Genomic DNA, 16,941 nt, shown 5'->3' on the forward strand with positions numbered 1-16,941 from the left:
GAGCAACCTGCCCCTGACTCTGGGATAAGCCCGGGAAACTGGGTCTAATACCGGATATGACCGCCCCTGGCATCGGGTGGTGGTGGAAAGTTTTTCGGTTGGGGATGGGCTCGCGGCCTATCAGCTTGTTGGTGGGGTAGTGGCCTACCAAGGCGACGACGGGTAGCCGGCCTGAGAGGGCGACCGGCCACACTGGGACTGAGACACGGCCCAGACTCCTACGGGAGGCAGCAGTGGGGAATATTGCGCAATGGGCGGAAGCCTGACGCAGCGACGCCGCGTGGGGGATGACGGCCTTCGGGTTGTAAACCTCTTTCAGCAGGGACGAAGTTGACGTGTACCTGCAGAAGAAGCGCCGGCTAACTACGTGCCAGCAGCCGCGGTAATACGTAGGGCGCAAGCGTTGTCCGGAATTATTGGGCGTAAAGAGCTCGTAGGTGGCTGGTCGCGTCTGCCGTGAAAGCCCGCAGCTTAACTGCGGGTCTGCGGTGGATACGGGCCGGCTAGAGGTAGGTAGGGGCAAGTGGAATTCCTGGTGTAGCGGTGAAATGCGCAGATATCAGGAGGAACACCGGTGGCGAAGGCGGCTTGCTGGGCCTTACCTGACGCTGAGGAGCGAAAGCGTGGGGAGCGAACAGGATTAGATACCCTGGTAGTCCACGCTGTAAACGTTGGGCGCTAGGTGTGGGACCCTTCCACGGGTTCCGTGCCGGAGCTAACGCATTAAGCGCCCCGCCTGGGGAGTACGGCCGCAAGGCTAAAACTCAAAGGAATTGACGGGGGCCCGCACAAGCGGCGGAGCATGTTGCTTAATTCGACGCAACGCGAAGAACCTTACCAAGGTTTGACATCACCCGGACAGGTCTAGAGATAGATCCTTCTTCGGACTGGGTGACAGGTGGTGCATGGCTGTCGTCAGCTCGTGTCGTGAGATGTTGGGTTAAGTCCCGCAACGAGCGCAACCCTTGCTCCATGTTGCCAGCAACACCGTTTTGGTGGTTGGGGACTCATGGGGGACTGCCGGGGTCAACTCGGAGGAAGGTGGGGATGACGTCAAGTCATCATGCCCCTTATGTCTTGGGCTGCAAACATGCTACAATGGCCGGTACAGAGGGTTGCGATGCCGTGAGGCGGAGCGAATCCCTAAAAGCCGGTCTCAGTTCGGATTGGGGTCTGCAACTCGACCCCATGAAGTCGGAGTCGCTAGTAATCGCAGATCAGCAACGCTGCGGTGAATACGTTCCCGGGCCTTGTACACACCGCCCGTCACGTCACGAAAGTCGGCAACACCCGAAGCCCGTGGCCCAACCAGCTTGCTGGGGGGAGCGGTCGAAGGTGGGGCTGGCGATTGGGACGAAGTCGTAACAAGGTAGCCGTACCGGAAGGTGCGGCTGGATCACCTCCTTTCTAAGGAGCACTCTCACCCGTCACTACCGAATGTGTGGTGGGGTGACAGCTCACTAGTGGAGCACTGGCTACTCAACCGGTTCGCGTGACTGGACTGCTAGTACCGTCTGGCTCTTCTTCGGGAGGGCTGGGAGTGGGAACGAGGTCACGGGTGCGTGAGCTGGTTGGACACACTGTTGGGTCCTGAGGAAACGGGCAGCCTTTGGGTTTGCTTGTTTGACCTCGGTACAGGGCCGGTGAACATCCTGCGGGTTGTGGGGTGGGAGCCGGTTGCTGTTTGTTGTTTGAGATTTGCATAGTGGACGCGAGCATCTTTGTGGCCAAGTTTTTTAGGGCACACGGTGGATGCCTTGGCATCAGGAGCCGATGAAGGACGTGGGAGGCTGCGTTAAGCCTCGGGGAGTCGCCAACCAGACGTTGATCCGGGGATGTCCGAATGGGGAAACCTAGCACCAGTCATGTGGTGTTGCCTCCGCCTGAATGTATAGGGCGGTTGGTGGTAACGCGGGGAAGTGAAACATCTCAGTACCCGTAGGAAGAGAAAACAAGAGTGATTCCGTGAGTAGTGGTGAGCGAAAGCGGATGAGGCTAAACCGGGCGTGTGTGATAGCCGGCGGGCGTTGCATGTCCGGGGTCGTGGGACCTTCTTACAGTCTCTGCCGGGACTGTGAACAGTGATAAATCGGTGGGGTAGTCGAAGCCTCTGGGAAGGGGCGCCGTAGACCGTGAGAGCCGGGTAGGCGAAACCTTGTCGACTGTTTGAGGGGATCCCAAGTAGCACGGGGCCCGAGAAATCCTGTGTGAATCTGCCAGGACCACCTGGTAAGCCTAAATACTCCCTGATGACCGATAGTGCACGAGTACCGTGAGGGAAAGGTGAAAAGTGCCCCGGTGAGGGGTCGTGAAATAGTACCTGAAACCGTGTGCCTACAAGCCGTAGGAGCTTACATCAGTTTGCTGGTGTGTGATGTGACTGCGTGCCTTTTGAAGAATGAGCCTGCGAGTTATGGTGTGTGGCGAGGTTAACCCGTGTGGGGGAGCCGTAGCGAAAGCGAGTCTGAAGAGGGCGTTTGAGTCGCATGCTGTAGACCCGAAGCGGAGTGATCTACGCATGGGCAGGTTGAAGCTCAGGTAAGACTGGGTGGAGGACCGAACCCACCAGGGTTGAAAACCTGGGGGATGATCTGTGTGTAGGGGTGAAAGGCCAATCAAACTCCGTGATAGCTGGTTCTCCCCGAAATGCATTTAGGTGCAGCGTTGCGTGTTTCTTGCCGGAGGTAGAGCACTGGATGGCTAATGGGCCCGACAAGGTTACTGACGTCAGCCAAACTCCGAATGCCGGTAAGTGAGAGCGTGGCAGTGAGACTGCGGGCGATAAGGTTCGTAGTCGAGAGGGAAACAGCCCAGATCACCGACTAAGGCCCCTAAGCGTGTGCTAAGTGGGAAAGGATGTGGAGTCGCAGAGACAACCAGGAGGTTGGCTTAGAAGCAGCCACCCTTGAAAGAGTGCGTAATAGCTCACTGGTCAAGTGATTCCGCGCCGACAATGTAGCGGGGCTCAAGTACACCGCCGAAGTCGTGGCATTGATCCTCCTTTCGAGGGGGGTTGATGGGTAGGGGAGCGTCGTGCAGCCGGCGAAGCAGCAGAGTGATCTAGTTGTGGAGGCTGTGCGAGTGAGAATGCAGGCATGAGTAGCGAATCGAGGGTGAGAAACCCTCGCGCCGGATGACCAAGGGTTCCTGGGCCAGGCTAATCCGCCCAGGGTAAGTCGGGACCTAAGGCGAGGCCGACAGGCGTAGTCGATGGACAACGGGTTGATATTCCCGTACCCGCTTCAATGCGCCCATACTGAACCTCGTGATGCTAAGAGTCCTTAAGTCCGCTGGTCCTTCGGGACTGGTGTGAGGCTGAACGCTCGATCCGATCGGGTAGTAGGTAAGCGATGGGGTGACGCAGGAAGGTAGTCCAGCCCAGGCGATGGTTGTCCTGGGGTAAGCATGTAGGGAGTGAGGTAGGTAAATCCGCCTCACGCGTATCCTGAGATGTGATGCCGAGCCGATTGTGGTGAAGTGGATGATCCTATGCTGCCGAGAAAAGCCTCTAGTGAGTGTTGTGGCGGCCCGTACCCTAAACCGACTCAGGTGGTCAGGTAGAGAATACTAAGGCGATCGGGTGAACTGTGGTTAAGGAACTCGGCAAATTGCCCCCGTAACTTCGGGAGAAGGGGGGCCTCTGCTGGTGATGGGTTTTGCATCCTGAGCTGGTGGGGGCCGCAGTGGCCAGGGGGAAGCGACTGTTTACTAAAAACACAGGTCCGTGCGAAGTCGTAAGACGATGTATACGGACTGACGCCTGCCCGGTGCCGGAACGTTAAGGGGACCGCTTAGTTCAGCTTCGGCTGGGCGAAGGTGAGAACTTAAGCGCCGGTAAACGGCGGTGGTAACTATAACCATCCTAAGGTAGCGAAATTCCTTGTCGGGTAAGTTCCGACCTGCACGAATGGCGTAACGACTTCCCCGCTGTCTCAACCGCAGACCCGGCGAAATTGCACTACGAGTAAAGATGCTCGTTACGCGCAGCAGGACGGAAAGACCCCGGGACCTTCACTACAGCTTGACATTGGCGTTTGGAGCGTCTTGTGTAGGATAGGTGGGAGACTGGGAAGCTCGGACGCTAGTTCGGGTGGAGTCATTGGTGAAATACCACTCTGGTCGTTTTGAACGTCTAACTCTGGTCCGTGATCCGGATCGGGGACAGTGTCTGGTGGGTAGTTTAACTGGGGCGGTTGCCTCCTAAAGAGTAACGGAGGCGCCCAAAGGTTCCCTCAGCCTGGTTGGCAATCAGGTGTTGAGTGTAAGTGCACAAGGGAGCTTGACTGTGAGACTGACGGGTCGAGCAGGAGCGAAAGCTGGGACTAGTGATCCGGCATCGGCGTGTGGAAGCGGTGTCGCTCAACGGCTAAAAGGTACCCCGGGGATAACAGGCTGATCTTCCCCAAGAGTCCATATCGACGGGATGGTTTGGCACCTCGATGTCGGCTCGTCGCATCCTGGGGCTGGAGTAGGTCCCAAGGGTTGGGCTGTTCGCCCATTAAAGCGGTACGCGAGCTGGGTTTAGAACGTCGCGAGACAGTTCGGTCCCTATCCGCTGCGCGCGCAGGAGACTTGAAAGGGGCTGTCCCTAGTACGAGAGGACCGGGACGGACGAACCTCTGGTGTGCCAGTTGTACCGCCAGGTGCACGGCTGGTTGGCTACGTTCGGAAGGGATAACCGCTGAAAGCATCTAAGCGGGAAGCTCGCCTTGAGATGAGGTCTCCCACCTGTAACAGGGGTAAGGCTCCCGGTAGACGACCGGGTTGATAGGCCGGAGGTGGAAGCACGGTAACGTGTGGAGCTGACCGGTACTAATAGGCCGAGGACTTGACCACAAAGCAACTCTTCTTTGCTCTGTGGGGTGTGTGCTGCGTTCTGTTCTCTTCGCCGGGTCCAGAGCTGCGCCGCACTCGATGGGTTTGGAGTGTGTTGCTCGCGTCCACTAAGCAATTCTGAGGCAGCAAACAGCGTGTGTTGTTTGTGTGTTTCAGAGGGTTACGGCGGTTATGGCGGGAAGGAAACACCCGGTTACATTCCGAACCCGGAAGTTAAGCTTCTCTGCGCCGATGGTACTGCACTCGGGAGGGTGTGGGAGAGTAGGTCACCGCCGGACAATCTTTCTCGAGGAGGGTTCCGACGCTTTACAGCGTCGGGGCCCTCTTCTTGCATGTCCGGACAATGGCTATTAGATCGATGGCCGGTGTGGTCGTTGTGCCGGCCGGTCGTGGTCTGGGCCAGAACCTTGACGAAGAGTCGGGCGATGACGCAGCTTGCCCGGAGCCCGGAGCCCGGAGCCCGGAGCCCGGAGCCCGGAGCCCTATGACTGGGGCCGATTGGTGGTCGTGTCGCTCGCGTAGCAGGTGCGGCACTGTTGCTTCGGAGAACACGGGCAATCCCACGATCAACTCGCCGTTCTCGGTGCTGCGGAGACCTGGGCCTCCCACATGGCAGCCGGAGCGCCGTGGCGTGAAGTTGTAGAAGGTGTCGGTCCCGTAGTCGATCTGGATGCTCCGCATCGCTGGTCGCGCCGCCGCCAGGTACGCCCCCATCGGCGTTCCCCAGTCGGGGACCGAGGTCTGGGTATGCGGGTTGCCCGCGAGGATCAGCGTCGGAGCGCTGTGCGCGTCCAGGATCCTCCGTGCCCTCGCGGCGTCTCACTGTGACCAGTCGGATGTGGCCGCGGGCCCGTCGAACAGATGATTTGTACCCCCTTCATGGCTTTGAGCGACGCGAACTGCCGGGCGGTGATCCTGCCGTCACCTGTCCACCACAGCGGATGGTCGAGCCCTCCCTGTGTCGTGAGGCACGCGTTGAGTTCCGGCTTGAGCTGCTCCGGCCACTCAGTGCGAGCGTGGTGACGCGCAGCGCCCGCATGGGGCCCTGGACGATCAGGGGGTTCTCCTGGACACCGTGCAGTAGCAGCCCGGACTCTGTGAGCGATCGTGCCGCCAGGTCGTGGGACTTCACCTCGACGAGCAGGTTGAAGCTCCGCGTGTCGAACTCGTCGACAGCCAGCCGGTGCCCGTCCATGGCGTCGATTGCCGGCATGGCATCACAGTGATCGCACCTGTCCCGCGGTGCAACGAATTCGTTTCGAGGGGTGGGGTGTCGTTCGTGGGTGACCTCGGCGGAGGCAGTTCGCTGGGGAGAACGGACTGTCGTCGCACTAGCGGCGTGTCAGTAGATGTCGTGATAATGATCACGTGGTCGCGGTTGTGGCGAAGGCGGTACTGCGGCTGGTCGTCGTGCTCGCCTTTGTCCTGCCGCTGGCGCTGGGGAACAGGTCGCAGGAGCCGGCCGGGATCAGCGTCGCGGCCGTGCCCAGGGCTGGAGCCATGCAAGGGTCGGTGGGCGAGGTTGGTGCGCCGCCTGGAGGTGTGCCCGAGACAGCCGGAGCGCCGCCTGGTGGAATGTCCGAGACGGCCAGAGCGATGCCGGGTGCGGCCAGAACTACGCGAGGTGCGGTATCGGGGCCCGAGAGGGCGGGTGCGGCGCGTCGTGCGGGGCCGGGATCCGAGCTGGGCCCGGGGCCCGAGTTGGGCCCGGGCAAGGCGGCCGGGACTGGGGTCGCCAGGTGGGGTACGGGAAGTCTCGCCAGGTTTGGTGCGAGCGGTCTTGCCGGGCTGGGCGTCAGTAGCCTCGCCAGGATCGGCGTGGGCGCTCTGGGCAGGGTTGGCGTGGGTGGCCTGGGCGACGCTTATGCGGACGGTCAGGGCAACGTGGTCGTGGCGAGTGTCGGCAGGGAGGCCGTGTCGCCTGTGTCGGCCAAGCGGGTCTCGGCCCGGTTGGATCGCTTTCTGCAGGGACGGCCGGGGCCGGTCAGTGCCATGGTGAAGGATCTGGCGACCGGGCGGGTGTACCGGTATCACGCCGGCGAACGGCTGATCACCGCCAGCACGGCCAAGGTGCAGATCCTCATGGCGTTGCTGCTGCGTACCCCGTGGAAGAAGGTGCCGGCAGAGGTGAAGCGGGACGCGGAGAGGATGATCCGCTACAGCGACAACCACGCCGCGGACCGGCTGTGGACGCGGATCGGCGGGGCGGAGGGGTTCAACCGGGCGGGCAGGCGGCTCGGGCTGAAGGACACGGTGGGCGTGCCGGGGCAGTGCGTCGATCTCTACTGCTGGGGGATCACCAGGACGTCCGTCGACGACCAGGTCAGGCTCATGACGGCGCTGGTGTCCGGCAAGAGCCCGCTCAGGGCGGGTGATCGCGCGCAGGTGCGCAAGCTCATGGGCGAGGTGGTCGACGGGCAGAACTGGGGCGTCAGCGCCGCCGCCTGCGACGGGGAGCGGGTGGCGTTGAAGAACGGCTGGCTCAGGCGGGTCTCCACCAAGCGCTGGGCCACGATCAGCGTGGGGCTGATCAGGGACGGCGACGGGCGCGACTACGCGCTCGCCGTGCTCACCGAGGGCAGCCCCGAGGTGGAGGCCGGCATAGCGATGGTCGAGGGCGTGGTGGAGCGGATCATGCGTGACTTCCGTGACTGCCGGGCGTGACCAGCCGGTAGCCGACGCCGCGTACGGTCTGGATGAGCTGGTCGTCCTCGTCTCCCAGGCGGGCGCGCAGGCGTTTGACGTGCACGGCGATGGTGTTCGTCGAGGTGTTGACGGCGGCGTGCCAGACGTGGCGCATGATCTGTTCGCGGGTGACCGTGCGGTCGGCGTTGCGCATCAGGTACTGGAGCAGCTCGAATTCGCGCAGCGGCAGGTGTACGGCGCGCCCGGCCACGCGTACCTGGTAGGCCTGGATGTCCAGCTCGACCCCGCCGACGGACAGGACCTTGCGTGACTCGGGGGAGGCGGCCTGGATGAACGGCAGCAGTTCCGGCGCCCGGTAGGGCCTGGCGACGCAGGCGGCCGCCCCGGCGGCGAGGGCGCGCAGTGCCTGCTCGGCATGCCCCTCGCCGACGCCGAGCAGCACCGGTACGGCGCGCGCCAGCCGTACCGCGCGGACAAACTCGACCGCGTCGATGACCGGCAGCATGGCCGAGACGAGCACCACGTCCGGGCTGAGCGCGCCCGCCTGCAGCAGCCCCTGTGCGCCGTCGGGCGCCCCTGTGACGGCCACGCCCTCCAGTTCGAGGGCCGTGGCCACGTCTTCCACGACCGAGGTGTCCGGGTCGGCGATGAGCAGCACGGGCTTGGTCCTCGTGTCCCCGTTCATCGTGGATGCCGCCTGCTGTCGGGTCATCAGCCGAAGCGCCCCGTGATGTAGTCCTCCGTGGCCTTCTCCGAGGGGTTGGTGAACATGCGGGAGGTCTCGTCCATCTCGATGACTTTGCCGGGTTTGCCCTGCTCGGCCAGGTTGAAGAACGCGGTCCTGTCGCTGACGCGGGCCGCCTGCTGCATGTTGTGGGTCACGATGACGATGGTGAACTCGTCCTTGAGCTTGGCCATCAGGTCCTCGATGGCCAGGGTGGAGATGGGGTCCAGGGCCGAGCACGGCTCGTCCATCAGCAGGACCTGCGGCTTGACCGCGATGGCGCGGGCGATGCAGAGCCGCTGCTGCTGTCCGCCGGACAGGCCGGCGCCGGGCTTGTTGAGGCGGTCCTTGACCTCGTTCCAGAGGTTGGCGCCCTTGAGCGACTCCTCGACGATGGCGTCCGTCTGTGCCTTGCTGACGCGGCCGTTGAGGCGCAGGCCCGCGGCCACGTTCTCGTAGATGGACATCGTCGGGAACGGGTTGGGGCGCTGGAAGACCATGCCGATCATCCGGCGGACGGAGACGGGCTCGACGGTGCCGGCGTACAGGTCCTCGCCGTCGAGCAGCACCTTGCCGTCCACGCGGGCGCCGGGGATCACCTCGTGCATGCGGTTGAGCGTGCGCAGGAACGTCGACTTGCCGCATCCGGACGGGCCGATGAACGCGGTGATCGAGCGGGGTTCGATGGTCATGGACACGTCCTCGATCGCCTTGTGCGAGCCGTAGTACGCGTCGAGACCCGAGACCTGGATCTGCTTGGACATTGTGCTGATAACCCCCTATCGGCCCCTGGCGGGCGAGCGCCACCAGGCGATCAGGCGCGCCACCAGGTTGAGCAGCATGACGATCAGGATGAGTGTGAGGGCGCCGGTCCACGCCCGGTCGACGGCGGTGTCGTTGGGGCGGGCCGCCTGGTCGAAGACGAACAGCGGCAGGCCCATCTGCGGCCCGGTGAACGGGTCGTTGTTGATGGAGTTGGTGAAGAACACCGTCATCAGCAGCGGCGCCGTCTCACCCGCGACGCGGGCCACGGCCAGCATGACGCCGGTGACGATGCCGGTGAACGCGGTCGGCAGCACGACCCGCAGAATGGTGCGCCACTTGGGCACGCCCAGCGCGTACGAGGCCTCGCGCAGGTCGACCGGCACCAGCCGGAGCATCTCCTCGGCCGACCTGACCACGGTCGGCATCATCAGGATCGACAGCGCGAGCGCGCCCGCCCAGCCGGAGTAGGAGAAGCCGAGGAACAGGATCCAGAACGCCAGCACGAACAGGCCGGCGACGACGGAGGGGACGCCGGTCATGACGTCCACGAAGAAGCTGATGGCCCGGCTGAGCCGGCCGTTGTTGCCGTATTCGACCAGGTAGATGGCGGTGAACAGGCCGATCGGCACCGAGATGACCGAGGCGAACAGGACCTGTTCGAGGGTGCCGACGATGGCGTGGTAGGCGCCGCCGCCGGCGTCCCTGGCGCCGATGCCGTTCATGGAGTGGGTGAGGAACTCCAGGTCGAACCGGGACAGGCCATTGGAGATCACCAGCCAGAGCACCGAGACGAGCGGCACCACGGCGAGCGCGAACGCCAGATAGACCAGGCCCTGGACGACCCGGTCCTTGATCCGGCGGCTGGTGGAGATGTGTTGGATCGCGGTCATGCGCCGGCCCTCGCGTACTCCTTGCGGCGGTTGATGATCAGCCGCGCGCCTATGTTGACCAGCAGGGTGATGACGAACAGCACCAGGCCGGAGGCGATCAGCGCGCCCCGGCCGATCTGGGTGGCCTCGCCGAAGCCGTTGGCGATGTTCGCGGCGATGCTGTTGGCGTGCGGGGTGAGGATCTCGAAGGTGATGTCGAAGGTGGCGGGGAAGATCAGCGCGACCGCGATGGTCTCGCCCATGGCGCGGCCGAGGCCGAGCATGGCGGCGCTGATGACGCCCGGCCGGCCGAACGGCAGCACAGCCATCCTGATCATCTCCCAGCGGGTGGCGCCGAGGGCGAGCGCCGCCTCCTCGTTCATCTTGGGAGCCTGGAGGAACACCTCGCGGGAGATGGCGGCGATGATCGGCAGGATCATGATGGCCAGCACGATCGATCCGGCGATCATGGTCTTGCCGCCGATGGCGCCTTCGCCGGCGAACAGCGGGAACCAGCCGAGGTGCTCGTTGAGCCACTGCGACGGCGTCCTGATCAGCGGGACCAGGAACGCGAGGCCCCACAGTCCGTAGACGACGCTGGGCACGGCGGCGAGCAGGTCGATCAGGTAGCCGAGCGGCGCGGCCAGTTTGCGCGGCGCGTAGTGCGAGATGAACAGGGCCACGCCGACGGCGATCGGGGTGGCGATGACGAGCGCGAGCGCGGAGCTGAGCACGGTGCCGAAGGCCAGGGCGGCGATGCCGAAGACCTGCTGCCCGTTGGGGTCCCAGGTGAGCTCCGTGAAGAAGTTCGCCTGGTTGGCCCGCAGGGCCGGGATCGCCTCGCCGATGAGGAACACGGCGATGGCCGCCATGATCGCCAGCAGGACGACGCCCGCTCCCGTGGCCAGGAAGCGGAACAGGCCTTCACCGTGGCTGCGCCGCGAGGCGGACCGGCTCGTGGCCGGCCCGCCGTCACGGGTGCGTGTGTTGGTCGCCATGGGTGGTCAGGAGATCGCCTCGACGGCGGTCCGGACCTTCGTCAGCAAGGTGCCCGCGAGCGGGGCGTAGCCCAGCTCCTTGAGCGCTGCCTGGCCCTCGTCGCTGGCGGTGTAGGTGAGGAAGCTCTTGACGATCTTCTGCTCCTCGGCGGCGAGGCCCTTCTCGCAGGTGATCTCGTACGTCACCAGGACGATCGGGTAGGCGCCCGCGGTCTTGGTGGCGTAGTCGATCGACAGGGCGAGGTCGTTGCCGGTGCCCTTGATCTCGGCGGTCTCGACCGTCTTGGCCGCGCTCTCCGGGGTGAGCTCAACGAACTCGCCGGCGCCGTTGGCCACCTTGGCCTTCTGCAGCGAGGAGTTCTCGGCGTAGGAGAGCTCGACGTAGCTGATCGCGCCCTCGGTGTCCTTGACCGAGGAGGCGATGCCGTCGGAGCCCTTGGCGCCCTGGCCCTTGGCCTCGGCCGGCCACGCCTTCGCCGGCTCGTGCGGCCACTCGGCGGTGGCCTTGAGGAACTTGGTGAAGTTGTCGCTGGTGCCCGACTCGTCCGAGCGGTGGAAGGCCTGGATCGGGGTGGCGGGCAGCTTCGCGTCGGGGTTGTCGGCCTTGATGGCGGCGTCGTCCCACTTGGTGATGGTGCTGTTGAAGATGCCGCCGAGCGTCTTGGGCGACAGCTGCAGCCCTTCGACGCCGGGCAGGTTGTAGACGACCGCGACGGGGCCGGTCACCATGGGGATGTTGATCGCCTTGCCGGTCTTGCACCGGGCGTCGGCCTGCGCGGGCTCGTCTTCCTTCAGCGCCGAGTCGGAGCCGGCGAAGGCAACCGTTCCCTGGATGAACGCCTGCACGCCCGCGCCCGAGCCGCTGGGCTGGTAGTTGAGGGTGACACCGGGGTTGGCGGCCGTGAAGTTCTTCGTCCACTCGGTGATCGCGTTGGCCTGCGCCGAGGAGCCCGCGGCGTTGATCGAGCCGCTCAGAGCGTTGTCGTTGCCCGCGGCGGCGGGCGCGCTGGCGGAGCTGGTGCCCGCGGCTCCCGCATTGTTGTCTGTGCCGCACGCAGCGAGCGAGAGCGCGCCGACGACGGCGACGGCGGCGAGCCGGCCTGCATACTTCACGGTTGGGTCCTCCCACTTGGTCCTTAGTCGCCTCGAAAGCTATGCAGCGAAGGTGACTCAGACCCCCCAACGAGGGTGAACGTTCGGTGAACGCACCAGGTCACCCTCATGATGGGAGCCATGACTTATCGCGTATGCGTGGTGTGCATGGGGAACATCTGCCGTTCGCCGATGGCCGAGGTCGTGCTGCGGCGGACGCTCGAGAACCGCGGTCTGGGCGGGCTTGTGACCGTCGAGAGCGCGGGGACCGGCGGGTGGCACGCCGGTGATCCCATGGACGAGCGCGCTCTGGAGATCCTCACCAGGAACGGTTACGACGGGTCGGCGCACCGGGCCCGGCAGTTCACCAAGGACTGGTTCGACCGGTACGACCTCGTTCTGGCGATGGACCGGGACAACCTGTCCAATCTGCGCAAGCTGGCTCCGGCCGGGGCGGAGGTGCGGTTGTTCCGCTCGTTCGATCCGGCGGCGGAGGAGGGGGCCGAGGTGCCGGATCCGTACTACGGGGGCAGTGAGGGGTTCGAGGAGGTGCTCTCGCTGGTGCGGGACGCCTCGGAGGGGGTGGCCGGGCACATCGCTGAGGAGCTCGGCTGATGCGGATCACCGATGATCTCGGGGCGTCGCACGGGTGGCGGCTCCGGCGTGGCGTGCTGGACGACGGGCGCGAGGTGTTCGCCAAGAGCGGGACCGCCTCCGATGTCTTCGCCGCGGAGGCCGCCGGGCTGCGCTGGCTGGGCGAGGCCATCGCCGTGCCCGAGGTGATCGAGGTGGGTCCCGACCGGCTCGTGCTGTCCTGGGTACGTCAGGAGCCGCCGTCCGCCGGGGCCGCCGAGCGGTTCGGGCGGGCGCTGGCGCGGCTGCATCGTGCCGGGGCGGAGAGCTTCGGGGCGCCGTGGCCGGGGTTCATCGCCGAGCTGCCGATGGACAATTCGCCCGCTTCTGACTGGCCGTCCTTCTACGGGGAGCGGCGGGTGCTGCCGTTCCTGCGGCTGGCCCGGCTGCCCGCGGCGGACGTGGCGCTGGTCGAGCGGGTCGTGGAGCGCCTGGCCGAGGTGTCGGGGACCGCGGAGGGGCCCGCCCGGATCCACGGTGACCTGTGGAGCGGGAACGTGCTGTGGTCGGGCGGGGGCGGGGTGCTGATCGATCCCGCGGCGCACGGCGGGCACCGGGAGACCGACCTGGCCATGCTCGACCTGTTCGGGCTGCCGTACCTGGATCGGATGCTGGGGGCCTACCGCGAGGAGTGGCCGCCGGCGGAGGGATGGCGGGAGCGGGTGCCGCTGCATCAGCTGCATCCGCTGCTCGTGCATGTGGTGCTGTACGGGGGCGGGTATCGGGAGAGCCTGATGAACGCGGTGCGGCGGGTGCTGGCGCTGTGAGCGGTCAGGGGCTTTTTCTGTTGCGGTACGCGCGCTGGCGGCAGGCTCGCGAGCAGTAGACGCGGGGGCGGCCCGAGGGGGCGGGCTCCAGCGGTGTGCCGCATTCCTGGCAATTTTCGTAACGAGTTTCGTCACGTTGGTGCACGAGGGCTTCGATGCCGTCCAGGACGCGGGCCAGGCCGAACTCGAAGGAGTCCTCCGGGTGGTCCCAGGCGCCGTTCTCCCACAGGTGCGTGAGGGTGGGGTAGTGGTCGAGGCGCTCGTACAGGGACTCGCGGGCGCCCCACCACTCCTGCTCGGACACGCCGCTGCGGCGCTCCTCGCGCTGGGTCTCGACCAGGACCAGGGCCTCGGCGTCCACGAAGCGGCCGATCAGGGCGATCGCCGCGATCACCTCCGGCGGCCTGAGCGACGTGCCGGACAGCGCGGCGAGCATGTGGTCGTAGTGCGCGACGCCGTTGGGACCCGGCAGGTGGCGGGTGCCGCGTACCTCGGCCATCCAGGGGTGCCGCCGGCGCAGCTCCCACGCCTGCCTGGCGACCGCCTCCAGCCGGGTGCGCCAGCCGGCCTCCCCTTCCTGAGGCCGCGGATGCTCGCCCATCACCTCGTCGAGCATCAGCTCGATGAGCTGCTCGCGGCCGGGGACGTGGCGGTAGAGCGACATGGTGGTGAAACCGAGCCGGTCGGCGACCTTGCGCATGGACAGGCCCTCCAGCCCTTCCGCGTCGGCCAGCTCGACCGCGGCGCGCACGATCCGGCCCGTGGTCAGCCCGCGCCGGGGCTCGTGCTCCTTCTCCCGCCACAGCAGCTCGACGCCGTCGTCCGGATCTCGTGTCATTGGCACCGTCTCAGTTTATGGTGTACTACTTCGTGTACGGCATAAACACGGAAGGGTGGCTGTCTTGTTCCATTTCCACGTCGCGCCGGCGGGCGACGACTCCTGGCCCGGCTCCGCCGAGCGCCCGTTCGCCACGCTCGAACGCGCCAGGGCCGCGGCCGGACAGGTGGGTGGGGAGGCCGTGGTGCTCCTCAGAGGCGGGACGCACGTGCTCGCCCGGCCGTTCGAGCTCACCGGGGCCGATTCCGGGACCGTCTATCGTGCGTACGGATACGGCACGCCCGAGCAGGAGGAGGCCGTCGTCAGCGGCGGCCGGGTCATCACCGACTGGCAGGTGAGCGGCGGCGTCTGGCGGGCGGAGGTCGGCGACCTGGACACCCGGCAGCTCTACGCGGACGGCCGCAGGGTCCCGCGCGCCTCCGTCCCCGCTCTGCCCGGGGAGGCGGTCGCGACCGGGACCGGCTACGTCACCGACAGCGCGGAGCCGCGCGCCTGGCGCGGCGCCGAGTTCGTCTACCGGGGCGTCTACCCCTGGACGGAGGCGCGCCTGAGCATGGCCGAGGCGTCGGCCGACGGAGCCTCGACGGTGATCACCATGGCCCAGCCCGGTTTCGGCCTGGCGGCCGAGCTGTACAACTCCACCTGGGAGGGCGTCACCTCCGCCGGGCCCGGCCTGCCCACGCGGATCGAGAACGACCCCGCCTTCCTGCGCGAGCCGGGCACCTTCGTGCTCGACCGGTCGCGGCCGGGCGCGCACGTGCTGCTGTACCTGCCCCTTCCCGGTGAGGATCCGGGACGCACGCGGGTGGTGGCGCCGGTGCTGGAGACGCTGATGAGCGTGACGGGGGCGCGTGAGGTGGCGTTCGAGGGGCTGGTGTTCGCCGACGCCACGTGGTTGCGGCCGGGCCGGCCCGAGGGCTTCCCCCACTACCACGGCAGCGGCTACTACGAGGGCGGCGGCGTCGAGACGGCACACCTCGGAGAGGGAGCTTCCGTTACGTATCCTTCGGCTTCCGTCACGATCCCTGCCTGTGTGACGTTCGAGGACACCGCTGACGTGCGAATCGAGGGCTGCCGGTTCACCCGCCTCGGAGCCTCGGGGCTGGGGGTCACGGGAGGTGACGGGCTCACGGTGCGCGGCTGTTCGTTCGACACGCTGTCCGCGGGAGGCGTCGTGGTGAGCGGCAGCCAGGGGACCGCGATCGTGTACAACCTGGTGCGGGAGGTGGGGCTGGAGTACAGCGGGTCGCCGGGGATCGCCGTCACCGGGACCCGCGGTTGCGTCATCGAGCACAACGAGATCACGCGGGTGCCGCACTGCGGGATCGTGGCCGGGCCGGGTGAGGGGACGCGGATCCTGCGCAACCTGACCGTGAGCACCATGGAGGTGCTGGCCGACGGCGGGGGCGTCTACCTGTCCGGGCCTCAGGGGGAGTCGGCGGCCGGGGGAGCCGTGGTGCTCGGGAACGTCATCGAGGACACGCGGACGCCGTACAACTTCGGGCTGTACGCCGACTACGGGGCCAGCTGGGTGAGGCTGGAGGAGAACGTCGTCGTACGGGCCGACAACACGGCCGTGCTGCACGTCGCGCCGCCGCTGGAGAACGTGGTCTTCCGGGGGAACATCTGGGACGCCGATCCGGTGGGGCACGAGAATCCGCCGGAGGGGGTGACGTACGAGGGGAACGTGACGATCAAGGACCAGGGCCGGCTGAACGCCGCCACGAAGGAGATCCGGGCCCGGGCCGGCCGTCGTTCCACCGCGGAGGGGGCGCGGCCGTCGGTCGGTGACTGACCACGGGCCGCGTTCCGCCACGGTGGTGGGTCGCCGGCTGAGCGTATGTCACGTTCTGCACGGGTGACCGACTCCACCCCCCGTGTGGCTAGCTTTTGACGATGGTGCCGTTGAGGCGGTCGATGACCTCGGTGTGCAGAGTGCCGTTCGTGCAGACGAGGCTGCCGCCCTCCAGGCCCTTTACGCCGGCGACGTCGGTCCAGACGCCGCCGGCCTCCTCGACGATGACCGTGAGCGCCGCCATGTCCCAAGGGGAGAGCTCGGGCTCGGCCGACAGGTCGACCGAGCCCTCCGCGACCATCATGTGCGACCAGAAGTCGCCGTAGGCCCGCGTACGCCAGCATGAGCGGCTCAGGTCGAGGAAATTGTCGAGCTTGCCGGTCTTCTCCCAGCCGCCGAAGCTCGAGTACGAGAACGAGGCGTTCTCCAGGTCCGACACGGACGACACCCGCATGCGGGTGGCCTTGGTCAGGCTCTTGCCGGTCCAGGCGCCGCCCTCGGCCGCCGCCCACCAACGCCGGCCGAGGGCGGGGGCCGACACCAGGCCGACGACGACCTTGCCGTACTCCATGAGCGCGATCAGCGTCGCCCAGACGGGCACACCGCGGACGTAGTTCTTGGTCCCGTCGATGGGGTCGATGACCCACGACCTGGCGCCCCATCCGGTCTTGCCGAACTCCTCGCCCACGACCGCGTCACGCGGCCGGGCGCGGCGCAGCGTGCCCCGGATGGCCTCCTCCACCGCGCGGTCGGCGTCGCTGACCGGCGTCAGGTCGGGCTTGGTCTCGACCTTGAGGTCGACCGCCTTGAACCGTCGCATGGTCAGGTCATCGGCGGCGTCCGCCATGACGTGAGCGAGTCGAAGATCATCCGAGTAACCCTGCACGATCGCCCACGCTACCGTGTCGGATATACAGAGCATCAGTCGCAGACGCCCCTTTTCTGGTAACTCCCCTTCCGGTTACTGACCAGTAGCAT

13 protein-coding genes and 3 rRNA genes are annotated in these 16,941 nt (G+C 66.1%); 7 read left to right on the plus strand and 9 right to left on the minus strand.

Translation table 11 applies throughout. The features are described 5' to 3' along the window. The 3 genes from OIE67_RS00005 to rrf all read left to right on the plus strand — a co-directional run bounded on the left by OIE67_RS00005 (position 1) and on the right by rrf (position 5,114). Positions 1-1,407 (plus strand): 16S ribosomal RNA (locus OIE67_RS00005). A gap of 318 nt (positions 1,408-1,725) precedes the next feature. Then, positions 1,726-4,836: ribosomal RNA gene (locus OIE67_RS00010) — 23S ribosomal RNA — on the plus strand. 161 nt (positions 4,837-4,997) lie between these two features. Continuing rightward, positions 4,998-5,114: ribosomal RNA gene (gene rrf / locus OIE67_RS00015) — 5S ribosomal RNA — on the plus strand. Together the 16S, 23S and 5S rRNA genes form the textbook arrangement of a ribosomal RNA operon. A gap of 599 nt (positions 5,115-5,713) precedes the next feature. Here rrf and OIE67_RS00020 read toward each other — a convergent pair. After that, positions 5,714-6,049: a hypothetical protein gene (locus OIE67_RS00020; protein ID WP_326635414.1), complete on the minus strand. Its 336-nt coding sequence runs from the start codon at positions 6,047-6,049 to the stop codon at positions 5,714-5,716. A 151-nt stretch (positions 6,050-6,200) separates the two neighbouring features. Next, positions 6,201-6,338, minus strand: a complete 138-nt coding sequence (locus tag OIE67_RS00025) for a hypothetical protein (RefSeq protein WP_326635416.1) — start codon at positions 6,336-6,338, stop codon at positions 6,201-6,203. Between the two features lie 490 nt (positions 6,339-6,828). Here OIE67_RS00025 and OIE67_RS00030 point away from each other — a divergent pair, with 490 nt between their 5' ends. Then, positions 6,829-7,500 (plus strand): serine hydrolase, encoded by a 672-nt coding sequence (locus tag OIE67_RS00030; protein WP_326635418.1) that lies wholly within the window; start codon positions 6,829-6,831, stop codon positions 7,498-7,500. Here the strand turns inward: OIE67_RS00030 and OIE67_RS00035 are convergent. The 5 genes from OIE67_RS00035 to pstS are packed head-to-tail and all read right to left on the minus strand — an operon-like array spanning position 7,469 to position 11,951. After that, a complete protein-coding gene (locus OIE67_RS00035) occupies positions 7,469-8,194 on the minus strand; it encodes a response regulator transcription factor (protein ID WP_326635420.1) in 726 nt (241 codons plus the stop codon). The two genes, OIE67_RS00030 and OIE67_RS00035, sit on opposite strands and share 32 nt — an antisense overlap. Continuing rightward, positions 8,194-8,970, minus strand: a complete 777-nt coding sequence (pstB, locus tag OIE67_RS00040) for a phosphate ABC transporter ATP-binding protein PstB (RefSeq protein WP_106252127.1) — start codon at positions 8,968-8,970, stop codon at positions 8,194-8,196. Before pstB ends, OIE67_RS00035 begins: the two co-directional genes overlap by 1 nt. A gap of 15 nt (positions 8,971-8,985) precedes the next feature. Then, positions 8,986-9,861: a phosphate ABC transporter permease PstA gene (gene pstA, locus OIE67_RS00045; RefSeq protein ID WP_326635423.1), complete on the minus strand. Its 876-nt coding sequence runs from the start codon at positions 9,859-9,861 to the stop codon at positions 8,986-8,988. Beyond that, positions 9,858-10,838: a phosphate ABC transporter permease subunit PstC gene (gene pstC / locus OIE67_RS00050; protein ID WP_326635425.1), complete on the minus strand. Its 981-nt coding sequence runs from the start codon at positions 10,836-10,838 to the stop codon at positions 9,858-9,860. Before pstC ends, pstA begins: the two co-directional genes overlap by 4 nt. Positions 10,839-10,844: 6 nt before the next feature. Beyond that, complete coding sequence (pstS, locus tag OIE67_RS00055; protein WP_326635427.1) at positions 10,845-11,951, minus strand: phosphate ABC transporter substrate-binding protein PstS; 1,107 nt, start codon at positions 11,949-11,951, stop codon at positions 10,845-10,847. A gap of 120 nt (positions 11,952-12,071) precedes the next feature. Here pstS and OIE67_RS00060 point away from each other — a divergent pair, with 120 nt between their 5' ends. Further along, complete coding sequence (locus OIE67_RS00060) at positions 12,072-12,545, plus strand: low molecular weight protein-tyrosine-phosphatase (protein ID WP_326635429.1); 474 nt, start codon at positions 12,072-12,074, stop codon at positions 12,543-12,545. Further along, on the plus strand, positions 12,545-13,330 hold the full coding sequence (locus tag OIE67_RS00065) for a fructosamine kinase family protein (protein ID WP_326635431.1): 786 nt from the start codon (positions 12,545-12,547) through the stop codon (positions 13,328-13,330). Before OIE67_RS00060 ends, OIE67_RS00065 begins: the two co-directional genes overlap by 1 nt. Before the next feature lie 4 nt (positions 13,331-13,334). Here OIE67_RS00065 and OIE67_RS00070 read toward each other — a convergent pair whose 3' ends face one another. Continuing rightward, positions 13,335-14,168 carry a TetR/AcrR family transcriptional regulator gene (locus OIE67_RS00070; RefSeq protein WP_326635433.1) on the minus strand — a complete coding sequence of 278 codons (834 nt, stop codon included), beginning with the start codon at positions 14,166-14,168 and terminating at the stop codon, positions 13,335-13,337. 55 nt (positions 14,169-14,223) lie between these two features. Between OIE67_RS00070 and OIE67_RS00075 the strand changes: the two genes are divergently transcribed. Next, positions 14,224-15,963 carry a right-handed parallel beta-helix repeat-containing protein gene (locus OIE67_RS00075; RefSeq protein WP_326635435.1) on the plus strand — a complete coding sequence of 580 codons (1,740 nt, stop codon included), beginning with the start codon at positions 14,224-14,226 and terminating at the stop codon, positions 15,961-15,963. 88 nt (positions 15,964-16,051) lie between these two features. Here OIE67_RS00075 and hisN read toward each other — a convergent pair whose 3' ends face one another. After that, the gene (gene hisN / locus OIE67_RS00080) at positions 16,052-16,849 is read right to left on the minus strand and encodes a histidinol-phosphatase (RefSeq protein ID WP_326635437.1); all 798 of its coding nucleotides are present in this window, start codon (positions 16,847-16,849) and stop codon (positions 16,052-16,054) included. Positions 16,850-16,941: the final 92 nt, after the last annotated feature.

The organism is Nonomuraea fuscirosea, from assembly GCF_035917475.1.
GTDB lineage: Bacteria > Actinomycetota > Actinomycetes > Streptosporangiales > Streptosporangiaceae > Nonomuraea > Nonomuraea fuscirosea.